The following is a 19827-nucleotide window of genomic DNA, read 5'->3' as shown; positions in this document are numbered from 1 at the left end:
AGTGAAGTTCATAAAGTATTTATTAATCCTTGCAGTATGTTGCATCCTGCTGGGAGCAGGCTCGATTTATGGCCTTTATCGCTATATCGAGCCGCAATTACCTGACGTCGCGACGCTCAAAGATGTGCGTTTACAGATCCCGATGCAGGTTTACAGCGCTGACGGCGAGCTAATCGCGCAATATGGCGAGAAACGTCGAATCCCGGTCACACTGGATCAGATGCCGCCGGTAATGGTTAAAGCCTTTATCGCCACAGAAGACAGCCGCTTTTATGAGCACCATGGGGTAGACCCGGTGGGGATCTTCCGTGCGGCCAGCGTCGCATTGTTCTCTGGTCACGCTTCGCAAGGGGCGAGTACCATTACCCAACAGTTGGCGAGAAACTTCTTCCTGAGCCCGGAACGTACGCTGATGCGTAAGATCAAAGAAGTGTTCCTGGCGATCCGCATTGAACAACTGCTGAGTAAAGATGAGATCCTCGAACTGTATCTGAACAAGATCTATCTGGGGTATCGCGCCTATGGCGTGGGTGCTGCCGCGCAGGTCTATTTCGGTAAGACAGTGGATCAACTCAGCTTAAGTGAAATTGCGGTGATTGCCGGTCTGCCAAAAGCGCCGTCAACCTTCAACCCGCTCTATTCGATGGACCGTGCAACCGCGCGACGTAACGTTGTACTGTCGCGTATGTTGAGCGAAAACTACATCACGCAGGCCCAGTACGATCAGGCGCGCGGCGAGGCCATTGACGCTAACTACCACGCGCCGGAAATCGCTTTCTCTGCACCGTATCTGTCTGAAATGGTGCGCCAGGAGATGTATAACCGTTATGGCGAGAAAGCCTACGAAGACGGGTATCGCATCACCACCACCATTACGCGCAAAGTACAGCAGGCAGCTCAGCAGGCAGTACGTAACAACGTGATGGATTACGACATGCGCCACGGCTACCGCGGCCCGTCGAACGTGCTGTGGAAAGTGGGCGAAAGCAGTTGGGACAGCAAGAAAATTACCGATACGCTGAAAGCGCTGCCGACTTATGGCCCCCTGCTGCCGGCGGTTGTTACCAGCGCCAATCCACAGGAAGCCATTGCCGCGCTGGCGGATGGTACATCAGTGTCATTACGGATGGATGGTATGCGCTGGGCGCGTCCTTACCGTTCGGATACTCAACAAGGCCCAACGCCGCGTAAAGTGACTGACGTAGTACAGACTGGCCAGCAAATCTGGGTACGCCAGGTGGGAGATGCCTGGTGGCTGGCGCAAGTGCCGGACGTCAACTCAGCCCTGGTCTCCATCAATCCGCAAAACGGCGCGGTGCTGGCGCTGGTTGGTGGTTTTGACTTCAACCAGAGCAAGTTTAACCGTGCAACCCAGGCGTTACGCCAGGTGGGCTCCAACATCAAGCCATTCCTGTATACCGCCGCGATGGATAAAGGTCTGACGCTGGCGAGCATGCTCAACGACGTGCCGATCTCCCGCTGGGATGCCGGTGCTGGTTCCGACTGGCAGCCGAAGAACTCCCCGCCGCAGTACGCCGGTCCTATCCGCTTACGTCAGGGGCTGGGTCAGTCGAAAAACGTAGTCATGGTACGCGCCATGCGCGCCATGGGCGTGGATTACGCGGCAGAGTATCTGCAACGTTTCGGCTTCCCGGCACAGAACATTGTGCATACCGAGTCGCTGGCGCTGGGTTCTGCTTCGTTCACACCGTTGCAGGTGGCACGCGGTTATGCAGTGATGTCTAATGGCGGCTTCCTGGTCGATCCGTATTTCATCAGTAAGATTGAAAGCGATATGGGCGGCGTTATCTTCGAAGCGAAGCCGAAAATTGCCTGCCCGGAATGCGATATTCCGGTGATTTACGGCGATACCCAGAAATCTAACGTGCTGGAAAACAGTAACGTAGAAGATGTCGCCGTCTCGCAGGAACAGCAGAATGCCGCCGTGCCTATGCCGCAACTTGAGCAGGCTAACCAGGCACTGGTCGCGCAAAGCGGAACACAAGAGTACGCTCCGCACGTGATCAACACACCGCTGGCCTTCCTGATTAAAAGCGCGCTGAACACCAATATCTTTGGTGAACCAGGCTGGATGGGAACCGGTTGGCGTGCAGGTCGCGATTTACAGCGTCATGATATCGGCGGGAAAACCGGGACCACCAACAGCTCTAAAGATGCGTGGTTCTCCGGTTACGGACCAGGGGTAGTAACGTCGGTATGGATCGGCTTTGATGACCATCGCCGCAACCTTGGTCATACAACGGCTTCCGGCGCGATCAAAGACCAAATCTCCGGCTACGAAGGCGGTGCGAAGAGTGCGCAGCCTGCATGGGATGCTTACATGAAATCCGTGCTGGAAGGTGTGCCTGAACAGCCGCTGACGCCGCCGCCGGGTATCGTGACGGTCAATATCGATCGCAGCACAGGACAACTGGCGAGCGGTGGCAATAGCCGCGCAGAGTACTTCATTGAAGGCACACAGCCGACGCAACAAGCGGTGCATGAGGTGGGAACAACCATTATTGATAATGGTGAGACACACGAACTGTTCTGATCGATTGCCGGATGGCGCTTCGCTTATCCGGCCTACAATTTCGGTACAATTATTTGATCTTCCGGAATTTTGTAGGCTGGATAAGGTATCAGTTGGCAATCGTAATTAAAGCCGCCCCTGCCCTTTCAGCCATTCGCGTACGAGGAACAGCGCACTGACATTACGTGCTTCATGAAAATCAGGATCTTCCAGCAAGTCCATCAAATGCGCCAGCGGCCAGCGCACCTGCGGTAATGGCTCAGGTTCATCACCCTCCAGCGATTCAGGATATAAGTCCTCTGCCACCACGATGTTCATCTTACTGGAGAAATAAGATGGCGCCATGCTGAGTTTCTTTAAAAACGTCAGATCTTTTGCGCCAAACCCCACCTCTTCTTTCAGCTCCCGATTCGCCGCCTCAAACACGCTTTCGCCAGGATCGATTAATCCCTTAGAAAAACCCAGTTCGTAGGACTCGGTCCCGACCGCGTATTCGCGAATAAGGATCAGGTGGTCGTCAACAATCGGCACAATCATTACCGCTTCACGCGTGGATGGACGCATGCGTTCATAAACGCGGCGTACGCCATTGCTGAACTCAAGGTCCACGCTTTCGACCTTAAAAAGCCGGGATTGGGCGACGGTTTCCACTTTCAAAATCGTGGGTTTCTGTAATGATTTGCTCATTGTGAGGATCTTTGCTGTGAAATCTGGGGTTATTGTGCGATATACCGCACGGTTTCGGCAATGTGAATTGCCGTTTATTTACATTTATGTAACGTACTAAAAGTTAATCCCTATTTCAAATTAAAAGTCAATAGGTTGAAATAACTCCAGGAATTTGCTGATATTCCATTTTTGGTGATTTTGCTATGATTCGCATTTACTGGGCTGTATTTAAAGATGCTCAAGTTCGACTCCACACTTGCCGATAGCCAACCACAGAATCACGAATATTGAACAGGGTGCGACTGACCACGCCTGACAGACTAAGTAAGATGGGGAAAGCATGAGCACCATTCTGATTTTTTTAGCTGCTTTGCTGGCCTGCTCATTGCTTGCAGGATGGCTACTCAAATCAAAATCCAGGCAGAAAAATTTACCCTTGAGCAGCGTCTTCTCAGACGCCTCGAAACGTAAACTCACACCTGAAGAACGCAGCGCAGTCGAAAACTATCTCGAAAGCCTTAGTCAAATTCAGCAAGTACCCGGTCCCACGGGAGCCAGTGCTGCGCCGGTCTCATTAACGTTGAATGCCCAAAGTAATAGCGTCATCGTGCTTACTCGTTCGATTACACGTTACGGCATTACCACCGACGATCCTAACAAATGGCGCTACTATCTTGATTCCGTTGAGGTACATCTTCCCCCTTTCTGGGAACAATACATCAACGACGAAAACAGCGTTGAGATAATCCACACCAATACGATACCGCTGGTTATCTCGTTGAACGGCCATACGCTGCAGGAATATATGCAGGAAGCGCGAGGTTATGCGTTACAGCACACCGCTTCTACCCAGGCGTCCATTCGTGGTGAAGAAAGTGAGCAGATTGAACTGCTGAATATTCGCCAGGAAACCCATGAAGAATATGCGCTCAGCCGCCCTTCGGGATTGCGCGAGGCGTTGCTGATAACCGCATCATTCCTGCTGTTCTTTTTCTGTTTGGTTATCCCGAACACGTTTGTTCCGTGGGCAGTCGGTGGCGCGGTGTTGCTGTTAGCTGCGGGTCTGTGGGGATTGTTCGCCCCGCCGTCTAAAAGCGCCCTGCGGGAAATTCATTGTCTGCGCGGTACGCCGCGTCGCTGGGGATTGTTTGGCGAAAACGACCAGGAACAAATTAATAATATCTCGCTGGGTATTATTGATCTGATCTACCCAGCTCACTGGCAACCTTACATCGCCCAAGACCTTGGCCAGCAAACGGATATCGATATTTATCTCGATCGCCACGTTGCCCGCCAGGGGCGTTTTTTATCTCTGCACGATGAAGTGAAAAACTTCCCGTTACAGCACTGGCTGCGCAACGCCGTCATCGCAGGCGGCTCGTTGCTGGTACTGCTGATGCTGCTGTTTTGGATCCCGCTGGATATGCCAATAAAGGTCACGCTCTCCTGGATGAAGGGCGCGCAAACTATCGAAGCCACCAGCGTTAAACAGCTCGAAAACGCGGGCGTTCGCGTGGGTGACACGCTGCACCTGAGTGGTACGGGTATGTGTAACATTCATACCCAAGGGAGCTGGAATGCGCAGCCTGCCACGCCGTTTATGCCTTTCGATTGCTCGCAAATTATCTGGAATGATGCGCGCGCATTACCGCTGCCTGAGTCTGACCTGGTGAATAAGGCTACCGCGCTCACGCAGGCCGTGAGCCGTCAGCTGCATCCCAAACCTGACGATGACTCTCGCGTCAGCGCATCGCTACGCTCGGCAATCCAAAAGTCCGGCATGGTGTTACTGGACGATTTTGGTGAGATTGTCCTTAAAACGGCCGATCTGTGTGCAGCCAAAGATGAATGTATGCGCTTAAAAAATGCGCTGGTTAACCTCGGTAACAGTAAAGACTGGGCCGCGCTGGTGAAGCGAGCGAACGCAGGCAAACTGGATGGCGTGAACGTGCTGCTACGTCCGGTAAGCGCAGAGTCGTTGGATAATCTGGTGAATACCTCTACGGCGCCGTTTATTTCACGCGAGACTGCGCGAGCAGCCCAGGCGCTGAATAGCCCTGCCCCTGGCGGTTTCCTGATTATCAGCGACGAAGGCAGCGATCTGGTCGATCAGCCGTGGCCGACGACCTCGCTATATGACTATCCTCCCCAGGAACAGTGGAACGCCTTCCAGCGCCTGGCGCAGATGCTAATGCAGACACCATTTCGCGCGGAGGGGATCGTCACCAATATTTCGACTGACGCCAATGGCACCCAGCACATTGGCCTGCATCGTATTCCGGATCGTTCAGGATTATGGCGCTACCTTGGCACGACGCTGCTGATGTTCTCCATGCTCGGATGCGCTATCTACAACAGCATACAGGCATTCAGACGCTACCAGCGTCACCGCACCCGCATCGCGGAAATTCAGAGCTACTACGAAAGTTGTCTCAATCCAACACTGATTGACAACCCGGAAAGCCTGATTCGATAACACGCTCGCGCGACAGGATATGCTACCCTGTCGCGCATCATGTTTTCTTCTGGGGAGTTTCCATGCATATCAATATTGCCTGGCAGGATGTCGACACCGTGTTGTTAGATATGGACGGCACGCTGCTCGACCTGGCATTCGATAACTATTTCTGGCAAAAATTGGTGCCGGAAACCTATGGCGCGAAGCAGGGTATCTCTCCTCAGGAAGCTCAGGACTATATTCGTCAGCAGTATCATGCCGTGCAGCATACGCTAAACTGGTATTGCCTGGATTACTGGAGCGAGTGCCTGGATCTGGATATTTGTGCCATGACCACGGAACAGGGACCGCGCGCCGTTTTGCGTGAAGATACCGTACCGTTTCTTGATGCCTTAAAAGCCAGCGGCAAGCGCCGTATTTTGCTCACCAACGCACATCCGCATAATCTGGCGGTGAAGCTTGAGCATACCGGTCTGGCCTCACACCTTGATTTATTACTTTCCACCCACACATTTGGTTATCCCAAAGAGGATCAGCGGTTATGGCACGCTGTGGCTGAAGAAACGGGAATGAGTGCAGAGAAGACGCTGTTTATTGACGACAGCGAACCCATTCTCGACGCCGCTGCTCTGTACGGTATTCGTTACTGCCTCGGCGTGACCAATCCCGACTCCGGCATCGCCGAAAAACAGTACGCACGCCATCCGTCACTGAATGACTACCGCCGACTGATCCCCTCACTGATGTGAAGGAGACGCCATGAAAGAAAAGCCCTCTGCTGAAGTCAGGCTGGATAAATGGCTGTGGGCTGCACGCTTTTACAAAACGCGTGCGCTAGCCCGCGAAATGGTTGAAGGCGGTAAGGTGCACTACAACGGCCAGCGCAGTAAGCCAAGCAAGATTGTCGAGCTGAACGCCACCCTCACCCTGCGCCAGGGAAATGACGAGCGAACGGTCATTATCAAGGCCATTACCGAGCAGCGTCGCCCGGCAACGGAAGCCGTTACGCTGTATGAAGAAACCGCGGAAAGCGTGGAAAAACGCGAAAAAGTGGCGCTGGCGCGTAAACTTAACGCGTTAACCATGCCGCACCCGGACAGACGACCGGACAAGAAAGAGCGCCGCGACCTGTTACGATTTAAACACGGCGACAGCGAGTGACTGTCACCTGCAAGAGAGATGATTATGCCGCAACATGACCAATTACATCGTTATCTGTTTGAAAACTTTGCCGTGCGCGGCGAACTGGTGACCGTTTCGGAAACCCTGCAACAGATCCTCGAAAATCATACTTACCCGCAACCGGTCAAAAACGTACTGGCTGAGCTACTGGTTGCCACCAGCCTGCTCACCGCCACGCTGAAATTTGCCGGTGATATCACTGTGCAGTTGCAGGGTGATGGTCCGCTGAGCCTGGCCGTCATCAACGGCAACAACAATCAGCAGATGCGCGGCGTGGCCCGCATGCAGGGTGATATTCCTGAAGATGCCGATCTGAAAACGCTGGTGGGCAACGGTTACCTGGTGATCACCATTACCCCGGAAGAAGGCGAGCGTTATCAAGGCGTGGTCGGTCTGGAAGGTGACACGCTGGCAGCGTGTCTGGAAGATTACTTCATGCGTTCTGAACAGCTGCCGACACGCCTGTTCATCCGCACTGGCGACGTTGATGGCAAACCCGCTGCTGGCGGAATGCTGCTGCAGGTAATGCCGGCGCAAAACGCGCAGGCAGATGATTTCGATCACCTGACAGCCCTGACTGAAACCATCAAAGCCGAAGAGCTGCTGACGCTGCCGGCCAACGAAGTGCTGTGGCGCCTGTACCACGAAGAAGAAGTTACTCTCTACGATCCGCAGGACGTTGAGTTCAAATGCACCTGTTCACGCGAACGCTGCGCAGGCGCACTGAAAACGTTGCCGGACGAAGAAGTGGACAGCATTCTGGCGGAAGAAGGCGAGATCGATATGCACTGCGATTACTGCGGTAGTCACTATCTGTTTAACGCCATGGATATTGCTGAGATCCGCAGCAATGCCTCCCCTGCCGATCCCCAGGTGCATTAATCACTGTCTTGCCTGATGGCACGGCGCTTATCAGGCCTACGGAAAAACTGTCGTAGGCCTGATAAGACGTTCACGCTGCCATCCGGCAAAAACGATGTCGGCAACACACTCACTCGGTGTAATAAGTCATCGGCAGTCTTTTGCCATCAATAGTGATATCCCGCCAGATTCTGGGGGTTGAGCCCAGTTGCTGATTCGCTACCGCCTGCAGCAATTTATCCTTAGTGAATCCTTCAGGTAGCGTGGCGACCGCTAACAAATCCCATTTGTTTTTCTGCATGCCGAAGACCAGACTCTCCCCATCGCCAAAGGCATATAACACCTGCTCAGGATGACCATCCGCATTGAGGTCCTGACTCACCAGTACGCACGCATTCTGCTCAGCACAAGAGGTGATGCGATACCCTTGTGTTTTGACAAACGCCCAGAACGCATCGTCTGGCTTCTGGCTCCCCGGAGCCATCACAACCTTCGATACTAACTGTGTTGCGGTTAGCTCTTTAACCGGATCCCGGCGCCCTTGCAGCAGAGAATTCAAGTCGCGTCTGCGTTTACTGTCTTGATTAAACGCCACATCTTTTTGTAATGCTTCCAACGCTGCGCGCCCCGGTTTTCCGCTGTGATCCAACATATACAGGCTGACTTGATCCGGTTTAATTTTCCCGCTGTGATACAACCCCATATGGCTGTTAACGCTGATGCGCCAGGCATCAATAACCGGCGATGACAGCAGAACCAACAGCCCCAACGCCAGCAACGAAACGCCAAGAATGACCGGCCCCTGAAGCTCAAGCGGATTGCGCCCGCGGCGCAAAATGCTGGCCAGATAGCCAAACGACCATACCAGCAGCACCACGACCACCAGCACGCCATAAACGCGCTCAGGCGTCCAACCGTACTGCTGTATTCGCACCCACAGTGACCAACCGGCAATCAGCATATAGATGGGCGCGACAATCAGAGAGCATTTGATCAGGTAGCGTAACGCGCCAGGATAGGGTAACGCCTCTTTTTGCGGTTCACGCACGATAGCTATCAACAGCAACAGGAGCAGCGTCAGCGTTGACATCAACCCAGCCGCAGACACGCGTTGCGAAATAGCCTCCAGCCCGGTGAAGGGTAAGGTCAGTATGAACATCAGCGCCAACAGCGCGACCAGAGGTAACAGACCGGTGGCGATAAACGTCAGTAATTTTTGTACCGCCGTGACCAGACGCGACTGTGTACGGGCCAGTACCACTGCCAGTGCGGTAATCAGACCAAAGGCCACATAGCCAAACCAGTCGGTATCAAAGAAGAGCGTGCTGAAGAAGGGAATACCGACCAGCTTAAACATCTCGCTCCATAGCAGGAGCACCAGCCAGAACAAACCGTTGGCGACAAAGACAATCAGCAACGTCAACGCATTAAGCCACAATTGCCGATAAAAATGCGGGTAACGCGCCTGCTCACGAGAGACATGAAGCGAGTACTGAATCCAGGGCAAAGCTAGCATCGCCATCAGCAGTAAGCGCCAACCGTAGAACATAAAAACTTCATGTTGCCGCCACTTATCACTGTCCTCGACTTGCCACTTTAGCCAGACACTCATCGCCAGCACGACAACAAAGATCAGCGCCATCCAGTACCACAGCGCGCGTTGTTTGAAAGAAACAACAGTAAGCAAAAGGGCCGAGGTGATCGCAATCGTCGCAGGCAGGCCATAGAACAGCCAGCCGTCGTTATGGGGTACCAGATATGTCATCAGCAGGTAGCATAATATCCCCTGCAACAGGCCGATAAATATCATGCCCCAACGCGTCGTACGTGAAATTTCAGCACTATCCATGTCAGTTTCCAGAATGAAGGGAAAAGCTAATTATCGCATCAACTTCACAATTTTGAGCATTGGTAGAACGATTTCGGACTACGACGACGGGAAGTGAATCGATATTGTTTATGTATAACCCACGCTCATTTCTTACATGAATGCGATTACACTCACAAGATTTCCGCCCAAAACACTCTCCATTAACGTTTTAAGAACATTTTCCACAACAAAAAAGGGTTTCCTGCCATAATATCTGCCTCTTTGTGACAGGAGTCGCAGCGCATTCGGTCGCCCGTGATTTTCCCGGATGCGTAAATCTATGAGCCTTGTCGCGGTTAACAATCCCTAAAAAACCTTACTATTCCAGGTAATACATATTGGCTAAGGAGCAGTGAAATGCGTGTGAACAACAGTTTAACCCCGCAAGATCTCAAGGCTTATGGTATCAATGACGTTCAGGATATCGTTTACAATCCAGACTACGACACGCTTTTCCAGGAAGAACTTGATCCAAACCTGGAAGGTTATGAACGTGGCGTGTTAACGAATCTGGGCGCCGTTGCCGTTGATACCGGTATCTTTACCGGACGTTCGCCAAAGGATAAGTACATTGTCCGTGACGACACCACGCGCGACACGTTGTGGTGGTCCGACAAAGGTAAAGGTAAGAACGACAACAAACCGCTCTCTCCGGAAACCTGGCAGCATCTGAAAGGATTAGTCACCCAGCAACTTTCCGGCAAGCGCCTGTTTATCATTGATGCTTTCTGCGGCGCTAACGCCGATACCCGTCTTTCCGTGCGCTTCATTACCGAAGTTGCCTGGCAGGCGCATTTTGTCAAAAACATGTTCATCCGCCCAAGCGACGAAGAGCTGGTTGATTTCAAACCTGATTTCATCGTGATGAACGGCGCTAAATGCACCAACCCGCAGTGGAAAGAGCAGGGTCTGAACTCCGAAAACTTCGTGGCTTTCAACCTGACTGAGCGTATCCAGTTGATTGGTGGCACTTGGTACGGCGGCGAAATGAAGAAAGGTATGTTCTCCGTAATGAACTACCTGCTGCCGCTGAAAGGCATTGCCTCCATGCACTGCTCAGCAAACGTTGGGGAAAAAGGCGATGTGGCAGTCTTCTTTGGCCTGTCCGGCACCGGTAAAACCACGCTGTCCACCGACCCGAAACGTCGCCTGATTGGCGATGACGAACACGGCTGGGATGACGACGGCGTGTTTAACTTCGAAGGCGGTTGCTACGCGAAGACCATCAAACTGTCTAAAGATGCCGAGCCGGAAATCTACAACGCGATCCGTCGTGACGCGCTGCTGGAAAACGTCACCGTGCGCGAAGATGGTTCCATCGATTTCGATGATGGTTCAAAAACTGAGAACACCCGCGTTTCCTACCCGATTTATCACATCGATAATATCGTTAAGCCGGTGTCAAAAGCGGGCCATGCTACCAAAGTGATCTTCCTGACCGCCGACGCATTTGGCGTGCTGCCGCCGGTTTCTCGCCTGACGGCAGACCAAACGCAGTACCACTTCCTGTCTGGCTTCACCGCCAAACTGGCCGGTACCGAACGCGGCGTCACCGAACCGACCCCGACCTTCTCTGCCTGTTTCGGCGCAGCATTCCTGTCTCTGCACCCAACGCAGTACGCAGAAGTACTGGTGAAACGTATGCAGGCGGCAGGTGCACAGGCGTATCTGGTTAACACCGGCTGGAACGGTACCGGCAAGCGTATCTCTATCAAAGATACCCGTGCGATTATCGACGCCATCCTGAACGGTTCGCTGGATGACGCGGAAACGTTCCGTCTGCCGATGTTTGACCTGGCTATCCCGACCGAGCTGCCGGGTGTGGACACTCGCATTCTCGATCCGCGTAATACCTACGCATCTCCGGAGCAGTGGCAGGAAAAAGCCAACGCACTGGCGAAACTGTTTATCGAGAACTTCGAGAAATATACCGACACCCCTGCAGGTGAAGCGCTGGTTAGCGCCGGACCGAAGCTGTAACGAAAAGTGCCGGATGGCGGTTTCGCCTTATCCGGCCTACAGCAACAAAAAGGGAGGCATTTTGCCTCCCTTTGTTATGCGTCTTTCATGTTGCCCGGCGCGCGAGTGAAGGGAACCGGAAGCCATGCACGAATCGACAACCCACCGCGTTCACTGGTACCAATCTCCAGCATACCGTTATGGTTATCAATAATACGCTGCACAATCGCCAGCCCCAGGCCCGTACCGCTGGTACTGCGCGCGCTGTCTCCGCGGACAAACGGCTGGAACAGGTGTTTACGCTGCTCCGGCTTGATGCCCGGACCATCATCTTCTACCTGGAACCAGGCGCGATGCTGCTCCATTCCGCTACTGACCTTAATCCAGCCGTTGCCGTAGCGGGCGGCGTTAACCACCATATTGGCAACCGCACGCTTGATCGACAGCGGGTGCATCTTCACCTGAATGCTGCCCGGCAGCAGTGCAGTTTCGATTTCACGTTCGTAGCCGCTTTCTGCCGCAACCACTTCACCCAACACCGAGTTCAGATCTGCCATCTCCATTGGCATCTCCTGACCGGTACGCAGGTAATCGATGAACTGCTCGATGATGGCGTTACACTCTTCGATGTCCTTATTGATGGACTCCGCAAGATAACCGTCCTCTTCGCCCATCATTTCCGTCGCCAGACGAATACGCGTCAGCGGGGTACGTAAATCGTGGCTCACGCCCGCCATTAACAGCGTACGGTCATCGGCCAGCTGCTTCACACCCGCGGCCATATGGTTAAAGGCTCGGGTTACGGAGCGCACCTCTGAAGCGCCATACTCACGCAACGGCGGCGGAATGATACCTTTCCCCACCTGCAGCGCCGCATGTTCAAGATCCACCAATGGCCGGTTCTGGATACGGATAAACAACCAGGCCCCACCGATAGCCAACAGCATAATCGCCAGCGTATAGCGGAACAGCGGTGAGAAGTCGCCCTGATGAATTTCCGTAAGCGGCACGCGTACCCAGATATTGGGCGACAGCCAGGTTTTCAACCACACGACCGGCGAGCTTTTGTTTACCTCAACGCGGACTTCCGTTGGGCCACCCAGTTGCTGCGCCATCTGATGGCTTAAGAATTCATAGTGTTGCGCCCAACGCAGTCCGGCTTCTTCAGCGGCCTCGTTGGAATAGAGGGAAATACCCAGCTCACGATAAATTTCCCGGCGGAATGCGGGCGGCACCACCAGTTGCGTACCGTCCTCCAGCTGCAGTTTATCGGTCATCAGCATACGAACTTCGTACGCCAGGACCTTATTAAACTGCTGGAGGCTCGGCAGAATCGCGAAGTTCAGCACTACCAGGTATGTCGTCACCAGGCTGGCAAACAGCAAGGTGACGATGAGCAATAACGTGCGGGCAAACGAACTTCGTGGCGAGAAGCGCATTCGCCTCATGCTTTAGAACCGTCCGGAACAAAGACGTAGCCCAGACCCCATACGGTCTGAATGTAGCGTGGATGAGCCGGATCTTCTTCCACCATGCGGCGCAGACGGGAGATCTGGACGTCGATAGAACGTTCCATCGCAGAATATTCACGACCACGGGCGAGGTTCATCAGCTTGTCTCGCGACAGCGGCTCGCGCGGGTGGCTTACCAGCGCTTTCAGTACTGCAAATTCCCCGCTAGTGAGCGGCATCGGCTCATCTTCGCGGAACATTTCACGCGTACCGAGGTTCAGCTTGAACTTACCAAAAGCGATAACCGCTTCTTCCTGAGAAGGTGCGCCCGGCAGTTCATTCGCCTGACGACGCAGGACTGCGCGAATACGAGCCAGCAGCTCACGCGGGTTAAACGGTTTCGGGATGTAATCGTCGGCACCGATTTCCAGCCCTACGATACGGTCAACTTCTTCACCCTTCGCTGTGACCATAATGATCGGCATCGGGTTGCTCTGGCTGCGCAGGCGACGGCAAATAGACAGGCCATCTTCTCCAGGCAGCATTAAATCCAGCACCATCAGGTGAAAGGACTCACGGGTCAGCAGACGATCCATCTGCTCAGCGTTTGCGACGCTTCGAACCTGGAAGCCCTGCTCGGTCAGATAACGCTCCAGAAGCGCACGCAAGCGCATGTCGTCATCGACCACCAGAATCTTATAGTTCTCTTGCATTGTTATTACTCCCAAAGGTTCGCAACAATTAAGTGTATATTCTTAAGAAAGCTAACGTGAGTCACCAGCGAATTCTGGTATGAATTCCAGGCTAAATTGTTACAAAGCATATTAAACAGCAGCTTAAGTATACAATGTTTCTCGCAATACATTATTTATTCTGTTGATATGCTCACGTAATACTAATTGTGCGCATCATCACAGAGTCGAAGGTAAAACAATAAGATGAAAACGCCCCTGATAACCCGTGAAGGGTATGAAAAACTTAAACAAGAGCTGAATTATCTCTGGCGTGAAGAGCGCCCGGAAGTCACCAAAAAAGTTACCTGGGCTGCAAGTCTGGGTGACCGCAGCGAAAATGCCGACTACCAGTATAATAAAAAGCGCCTGCGTGAGATCGACCGCCGCGTCCGTTATTTGACCAAGTGCATGGAGAATCTAAAAATCGTCGATTATTCCCCGCAGCAGGAAGGCAAAGTCTTCTTTGGCGCATGGGTTGAGATTGAAAATGACGATGGCGACATCCGCAAATTCCGTATTGTTGGCTACGATGAGATCTTCGGTCGTAAGGATTACATCTCAATCGACTCACCAATGGCGCGGGCGCTATTGAAAAAAGAGGTCGGCGATCTCGCAGTAGTAAACACCCCAGGTGGCGAAGCCAGCTGGTACGTGAATGAGATTGAATACGTGAAGTGAGACCGGAACAATCCGAAGCCCCGGCAGATGGCTGGCATTTTTGCCAGTCAATCCGTATAACTATCCCCTGATTTTTTATCCTATAGACGAAGCTATCCATGATGAATGATTCTTTCTGCCGCATTATCGCAGGTGAAATTCAGGCTCGTGCTGAACAGGTAGAAGCTGCCGTTCGCCTGCTTGACGAAGGGAACACCGTGCCGTTTATCGCACGATATCGTAAGGAAATCACCGGCGGTCTGGACGATACGCAACTGCGTAATCTGGAAACCCGTCTGGGATATCTGCGTGAACTGGAAGACCGCCGTCAGGCAATCCTGAAATCTATCGGCGAGCAAGGCAAACTGACTGACGATCTGGCGAAAGCGATCAACGGCACGTTAAGTAAGACCGAACTCGAAGATCTCTATCTGCCGTATAAACCAAAGCGCCGCACCCGTGGGCAGATCGCCATTGAGGCTGGACTGGAGCCGCTGGCAGACCTGCTGTGGAACGAACCGTCTCACGACCCGGAAACGGAAGCCGCAAAATATCTCAACGCCGAAAACGGCGTGGCGGATACCAAAGCCGCCCTCGACGGCGCGCGCTACATTCTAATGGAGCGCTTCGCTGAAGATGCTGCTCTGCTGGCAAAAGTACGTGATTATCTGTGGAAAAACGCCCACCTGGTCGCCACCGTGGTAAGCGGTAAAGAAGAGGAAGGCGCTAAGTTCCGCGACTACTTCGATCACCACGAACCGATTTCTACCGTACCATCCCACCGTGCGCTGGCCATGTTCCGTGGTCGTAACGAAGGCGTGTTACAGCTTTCACTGAATGCCGATCCGCAATTCGATGAGCCACCAAAAGAGAGCCACGGCGAGCAGATTATCCGCGATCATCTGGGGCTGCGCCTGAACAACGCCCCAGCAGACAGCTGGCGTAAAGGCGTGGTTAGCTGGACCTGGCGCATCAAAGTGCTGATGCACCTTGAAACGGAGCTGATGGGTACCGTGCGCGAACGTGCGGAAGATGAAGCTATCAACGTCTTTGCCCGTAACCTGCATGACCTGCTGATGGCCGCTCCGGCCGGGCTGCGCGCTACCATGGGCCTCGATCCAGGTCTGCGTACCGGTGTAAAAGTGGCAGTTGTTGACGGTACCGGTAAGCTGGTCGCGACCGACACCATTTATCCGCATACCGGTCAGGCCGCCAAAGCCGCCGTTGCCGTTGCGGCGCTGTGTGAAAAACACAACGTTGAACTGGTGGCGATTGGTAACGGTACGGCGTCGCGCGAAACCGAGCGTTTCTTCCTCGACGTGCAAAAGCAGTTCCCGCAAGTGACCGCGCAGAAAGTGATCGTCAGTGAAGCCGGCGCGTCGGTTTACTCCGCATCCGAACTGGCGGCGCTGGAGTTCCCGGACCTCGACGTATCTCTGCGTGGCGCGGTGTCTATCGCCCGTCGTCTGCAGGATCCGCTGGCTGAGCTGGTGAAAATCGATCCGAAATCTATCGGCGTGGGCCAGTATCAGCACGACGTAAGCCAGACTCAGTTGGCGCGTAAGCTGGATGCGGTGGTGGAAGACTGCGTGAACGCCGTCGGCGTCGATCTGAATACCGCCTCCGTACCGCTGCTGACCCGTGTTGCTGGTCTGACGCGCATGATGGCGCAGAATATCGTTGCCTGGCGTGATGAGAACGGTCAATTCCAGAACCGTCAGCAACTGTTAAAAGTCAGCCGTCTTGGACCTAAAGCCTTTGAACAGTGCGCGGGCTTCCTGCGTATCAACCACGGCGATAACCCGCTGGATGCCTCTACCGTCCACCCGGAAGCTTATCCGGTTGTGGAACGCATTCTGGCCGCCACCGAGCAATCGTTGCGTGATCTGATGGGTAACAGCAGCGAATTGCGCAATCTGAAACCCGCTGATTTTACCGACGAACGCTTCGGGGTGCCGACCGTCACCGACATCATCAAAGAGCTGGAAAAGCCGGGCCGCGATCCGCGTCCTGAATTTAAAACCGCACAGTTTGCTGATGGCGTCGAAACCATGAACGACCTACTGCCGGGAATGATTCTGGAAGGTGCTGTCACCAACGTTACCAACTTCGGCGCGTTTGTTGATATCGGCGTTCATCAGGATGGTCTGGTGCATATCTCTTCGCTGTCGAATAAGTTCGTCGAAGATCCACACACCGTGGTGAAAGCAGGCGACATTGTGAAGGTGAAAGTGCTGGAAGTGGACCTGCAACGTAAGCGTATCGCGCTGACCATGCGTCTGGACGAGCAGCCGGGTGAAACCAATGCGCGTCGCGGCGGCGGGAATAACGATCGCGCTCAGGGCAATCGCCCGGCACCAAAAGCGGCGAAACCGCGTGGCCGTGACGCACAGCCTACAGGCAACAGTGCGATGATGGATGCGTTGGCGGCGGCGATGGGTAAAAAACGCTAAGTTTAAACCCTGTGCCGGATGGTGGTGTAAACGCCCTGTCCGGCCAGGTTATCGCAATTAATTTGCAGGCCGGATAAGACGCATGAGCGTCGCCATCCGGCATATTTAATCTATGCCCCGCTTTGCACCACAATATATTTATCACTTCATTAACAGATGAAACCTTAATTAAACATTAAGATCCCCAATAATTACTTCCGCGAATCACTCGTTTCCAACCAGAATAAATATTGAGGAATATCAAAATTGGCTCAAATTATTATCCAATTGTACATTCCGTCACATTTATTCTATTGATGATAGAAACCATTCTCATTATCATTGATTTGTTGATTATTTACTCTTCCCTTACGTTGGCTAATCATCTGGTCTCATGCCGCCCTGTCGCCCCATGAGGTAATCATCCAGTTAGCGAGATATAAGTAGGTCCCTATGCAATTCACTCCTGACAGTGCGTGGAAAATTACCGGTTTTGCCCGTGAAATCAGCCCGGCTTATCGTCAGAAACTGTTGTCACTTGGCATGCTACCCGGCTCATCCTTCAACGTGGTACGCGTCGCCCCGCTCGGCGATCCTATCCATATCGAAACGCGTCGCGTAAGTCTGGTATTGCGTAAGAAGGATTTGGCGTTATTAGAAGTGGAAGCGGTTTCCTGTTAATACAGTGAGTCTATAAAAATGAAAAAACTAACCATTGGTTTAATTGGTAATCCTAATTCCGGCAAGACAACTTTATTCAACCAGCTCACCGGCGCGCGCCAGCGTGTAGGCAACTGGGCTGGCGTTACCGTTGAGCGTAAAGAAGGCCATTTCGCCACGACGGACCACCAGGTCACACTGGTCGATTTACCCGGCACTTATTCGCTGACGACAATCTCATCCCAAACATCTCTCGATGAGCAGATTGCCTGCCACTATATTTTAAGCGGCGACGCGGATCTGTTGATCAACGTGGTCGATGCTTCAAACCTTGAACGCAACCTCTACCTGACGTTGCAACTGCTTGAGCTGGGTATTCCCTGTATCGTTGCACTGAACATGCTGGATATTGCTGAGAAACAGCAAATCCGTATCGATATCGACGCCCTCTCCGCTCGTCTTGGCTGTCCGGTGGTTCCACTGGTTTCCACTCGTGCGCGCGGCATTGAAGCACTGAAGCTGGCGATCGATCGCTACAAAGAAAACGACACCGTTGAGCTGGTCCATTATGCCCAGCCGCTGCTGCAAGAAGCTGATTCCCTCGCCGACGCAATGGCCAAAGATATGCCGCTCAAACAGCGCCGCTGGCTAGGCCTGCAGATGCTCGAAGGCGATATCTACAGCCGTGCTTACGCCGGTGATGCAGCACAAAACCTTGATGCCGCTGTTGCTCGCCTGAGTGAGACAATGGACGACCCGGCGCTACATATTGCCGATGCACGTTACCAGTGCATTGCCGCTATCTGCGATACCGTCAGTAATACCCTGACGGCAGAGCCGAGCCGTTTCACCACAGCGGTAGATAAAATTATCCTCAACCGCTTCCTCGGTCTGCCGATTTTCCTGTTCGTGATGTACCTGATGTTCCTGCTTGCCATCAACATTGGCGGCGCGCTGCAGCCGTTGTTTGATGTTGGCTCCGTGGCGCTCTTTATCCATGGTATTCAGTGGATTGGCTATACGCTGCATTTCCCGGACTGGCTGACTATCTTCCTGGCCCAGGGCCTTGGCGGCGGGATTAACACCGTGCTGCCGCTGGTACCGCAAATCGGCATGATGTATCTGTTCCTCTCTTTCCTTGAAGACTCCGGCTACATGGCGCGCGCCGCATTTGTGATGGACCGTCTAATGCAGGCGCTGGGACTGCCGGGGAAATCATTTGTCCCGCTGATCGTCGGCTTTGGTTGTAACGTACCGTCAGTGATGGGCGCGCGTACGCTGGACGCCCCGCGTGAGCGTCTGATGACCATCATGATGGCGCCGTTTATGTCCTGTGGCGCACGTCTGGCGATTTTCGCCGTCTTTGCCGCCGCGTTCTTTGGTCAGAACGGCGCGCTGGCGGTCTTCTCGCTGTACGTGCTGGGTATCGTTATGGCGGTGTTGACCGGCCTGATGCTCAAACACACCATCATGCGTGGCGAAGCAACGCCGTTCGTGATGGAGCTGCCGGTATATCACGTACCGCACATTAAGAGTCTGATCATTCAAACCTGGCAACGTCTGAAAGGCTTCGTTCTGCGTGCAGGTAAAGTCATCATCATCGTCAGCATTTTCCTCAGCGCGTTTAACAGCTTCTCACTGAGCGGAAAAATCGTCGACAACATCAACGACTCTGCTCTGGCTTCAGTTAGCCGCGTCATTACCCCAGTCTTTAAGCCGATTGGTGTTCACGAAGATAACTGGCAGGCAACCGTAGGTCTGTTCACCGGCGCGATGGCGAAAGAAGTGGTTGTCGGTACGCTGAACACGCTCTATACCGCAGAAAACATTCAGGAAGAAGAGTTCAACCCGGCAGATTTCCACCTCGGTGACGAGCTGCTCGGCGCGGTAGATGAAACCTGGCAAAGCCTGAAAGACACTTTCAGCCTGAGCGTACTGGCTAACCCTATCGAAGCCAGCAAGGGCGACGGTGAAATGGCTACCGGTGCAATGGGCGTGATGGGCGAGAAATTTGGCAGCGCCGCCGCCGCGTACAGCTATCTGATCTTTGTTCTGCTGTATGTACCATGCATTTCAGTGATGGGCGCTATCGCACGTGAATCCAGCCGTGGCTGGATGAGCTTCTCGATTCTGTGGGGCCTGAATATCGCCTACTCTCTGTCGACGCTGTTTTATCAGACGGTCAGCTACAAAGAACACCCGACCTACAGCCTGGTGTGCATTTTAGCGGTCATCCTGTTTAACATCGTGTTGCTGGGCCTTCTGCGTCGAGCTCGCAGCCGCGTGGACCTCGCACTGCTGGCAACCAACAGAACGGCGAGTTCCTGCTGTTCCAGCACGACTGGCGATTGCCACTAAGGT

General features: G+C 53.4%; 14 protein-coding genes. 10 read left to right on the top strand and 4 right to left on the bottom strand.

Annotated elements, in window-relative coordinates:
• The first annotated feature begins 1 nt into the window (after nt 1).
• Complete coding sequence (gene mrcA / locus OGY06_RS17390) at nt 2-2554, top strand: peptidoglycan glycosyltransferase/peptidoglycan DD-transpeptidase MrcA (RefSeq protein ID WP_286605782.1); 2553 nt, start codon at nt 2-4, stop codon at nt 2552-2554.
• Nucleotides 2555-2659: 105 nt separating this feature from the next.
• Here mrcA and nudE read toward each other — a convergent pair whose 3' ends face one another.
• Nucleotides 2660-3220, bottom strand: coding sequence for an ADP compounds hydrolase NudE (gene nudE, locus OGY06_RS17385; RefSeq protein WP_003827667.1), 561 nt, complete (start codon nt 3218-3220; stop codon nt 2660-2662).
• 322 nt (nt 3221-3542) lie between these two features.
• On the opposite strand from nudE, the gene igaA reads away from it, so the two are divergent.
• The 4 genes from igaA to hslO all read left to right on the top strand — a co-directional run bounded on the left by igaA (nt 3543) and on the right by hslO (nt 7724).
• On the top strand, nt 3543-5678 hold the full coding sequence (gene igaA / locus OGY06_RS17380; RefSeq protein WP_191222075.1) for an intracellular growth attenuator protein IgaA: 2136 nt from the start codon (nt 3543-3545) through the stop codon (nt 5676-5678).
• A gap of 62 nt (nt 5679-5740) precedes the next feature.
• On the top strand, nt 5741-6409 hold the full coding sequence (gene yrfG / locus OGY06_RS17375; protein ID WP_003023533.1) for a GMP/IMP nucleotidase: 669 nt from the start codon (nt 5741-5743) through the stop codon (nt 6407-6409).
• Between the two features lie 10 nt (nt 6410-6419).
• Nucleotides 6420-6821 carry a ribosome-associated heat shock protein Hsp15 gene (gene hslR / locus OGY06_RS17370; protein WP_016157639.1) on the top strand — a complete coding sequence of 134 codons (402 nt, stop codon included), beginning with the start codon at nt 6420-6422 and terminating at the stop codon, nt 6819-6821.
• Nucleotides 6822-6845: 24 nt separating this feature from the next.
• Entirely contained in the window at nt 6846-7724 is an 879-nt protein-coding gene (gene hslO, locus OGY06_RS17365; protein ID WP_003023531.1) for an Hsp33 family molecular chaperone HslO, read from the top strand.
• A 109-nt stretch (nt 7725-7833) separates the two neighbouring features.
• Here the strand turns inward: hslO and OGY06_RS17360 are convergent, their stop codons facing one another.
• Nucleotides 7834-9552 (bottom strand): DUF4153 domain-containing protein, encoded by a 1719-nt coding sequence (locus tag OGY06_RS17360; RefSeq protein WP_267395498.1) that lies wholly within the window; start codon nt 9550-9552, stop codon nt 7834-7836.
• Nucleotides 9553-9930: 378 nt separating this feature from the next.
• Between OGY06_RS17360 and pckA the strand changes: the two genes are divergently transcribed.
• Nucleotides 9931-11553: a phosphoenolpyruvate carboxykinase (ATP) gene (gene pckA / locus OGY06_RS17355; protein WP_003023529.1), complete on the top strand. Its 1623-nt coding sequence runs from the start codon at nt 9931-9933 to the stop codon at nt 11551-11553.
• A gap of 74 nt (nt 11554-11627) precedes the next feature.
• On the opposite strand, the gene envZ is transcribed toward pckA, so the two are convergent.
• Complete coding sequence (gene envZ / locus OGY06_RS17350; RefSeq protein ID WP_286605776.1) at nt 11628-12980, bottom strand: two-component system sensor histidine kinase EnvZ; 1353 nt, start codon at nt 12978-12980, stop codon at nt 11628-11630.
• Nucleotides 12977-13696, bottom strand: coding sequence for an osmolarity response regulator transcription factor OmpR (ompR, locus tag OGY06_RS17345; protein ID WP_001157751.1), 720 nt, complete (start codon nt 13694-13696; stop codon nt 12977-12979). Before ompR ends, envZ begins: the two co-directional genes overlap by 4 nt.
• Nucleotides 13697-13921: 225 nt before the next feature.
• On the opposite strand from ompR, the gene greB reads away from it, so the two are divergent.
• The 4 genes from greB to feoB all read left to right on the top strand — a co-directional run bounded on the left by greB (nt 13922) and on the right by feoB (nt 19824).
• Nucleotides 13922-14395, top strand: a complete 474-nt coding sequence (gene greB / locus OGY06_RS17340; RefSeq protein ID WP_003023524.1) for a transcription elongation factor GreB — start codon at nt 13922-13924, stop codon at nt 14393-14395.
• A 98-nt stretch (nt 14396-14493) separates the two neighbouring features.
• Nucleotides 14494-16827 carry a Tex family protein gene (locus OGY06_RS17335; protein WP_003827655.1) on the top strand — a complete coding sequence of 778 codons (2334 nt, stop codon included), beginning with the start codon at nt 14494-14496 and terminating at the stop codon, nt 16825-16827.
• Between the two features lie 432 nt (nt 16828-17259).
• Nucleotides 17260-17487, top strand: coding sequence for a ferrous iron transporter A (feoA, locus tag OGY06_RS17330; RefSeq protein ID WP_003023519.1), 228 nt, complete (start codon nt 17260-17262; stop codon nt 17485-17487).
• Nucleotides 17488-17505: 18 nt separating this feature from the next.
• Nucleotides 17506-19824, top strand: a complete 2319-nt coding sequence (gene feoB / locus OGY06_RS17325; protein WP_003827652.1) for a Fe(2+) transporter permease subunit FeoB — start codon at nt 17506-17508, stop codon at nt 19822-19824.
• Nucleotides 19825-19827 lie beyond the last annotated feature (3 nt).

The organism is Citrobacter sp. Cpo147 (genome assembly GCF_030332405.1).
GTDB classification, from domain to species: domain Bacteria; phylum Pseudomonadota; class Gammaproteobacteria; order Enterobacterales; family Enterobacteriaceae; genus Citrobacter; species Citrobacter portucalensis.
Note: the sequence above shows the minus strand (reverse complement) of the source record. Positions and strands in the feature narration are given on the sequence as shown.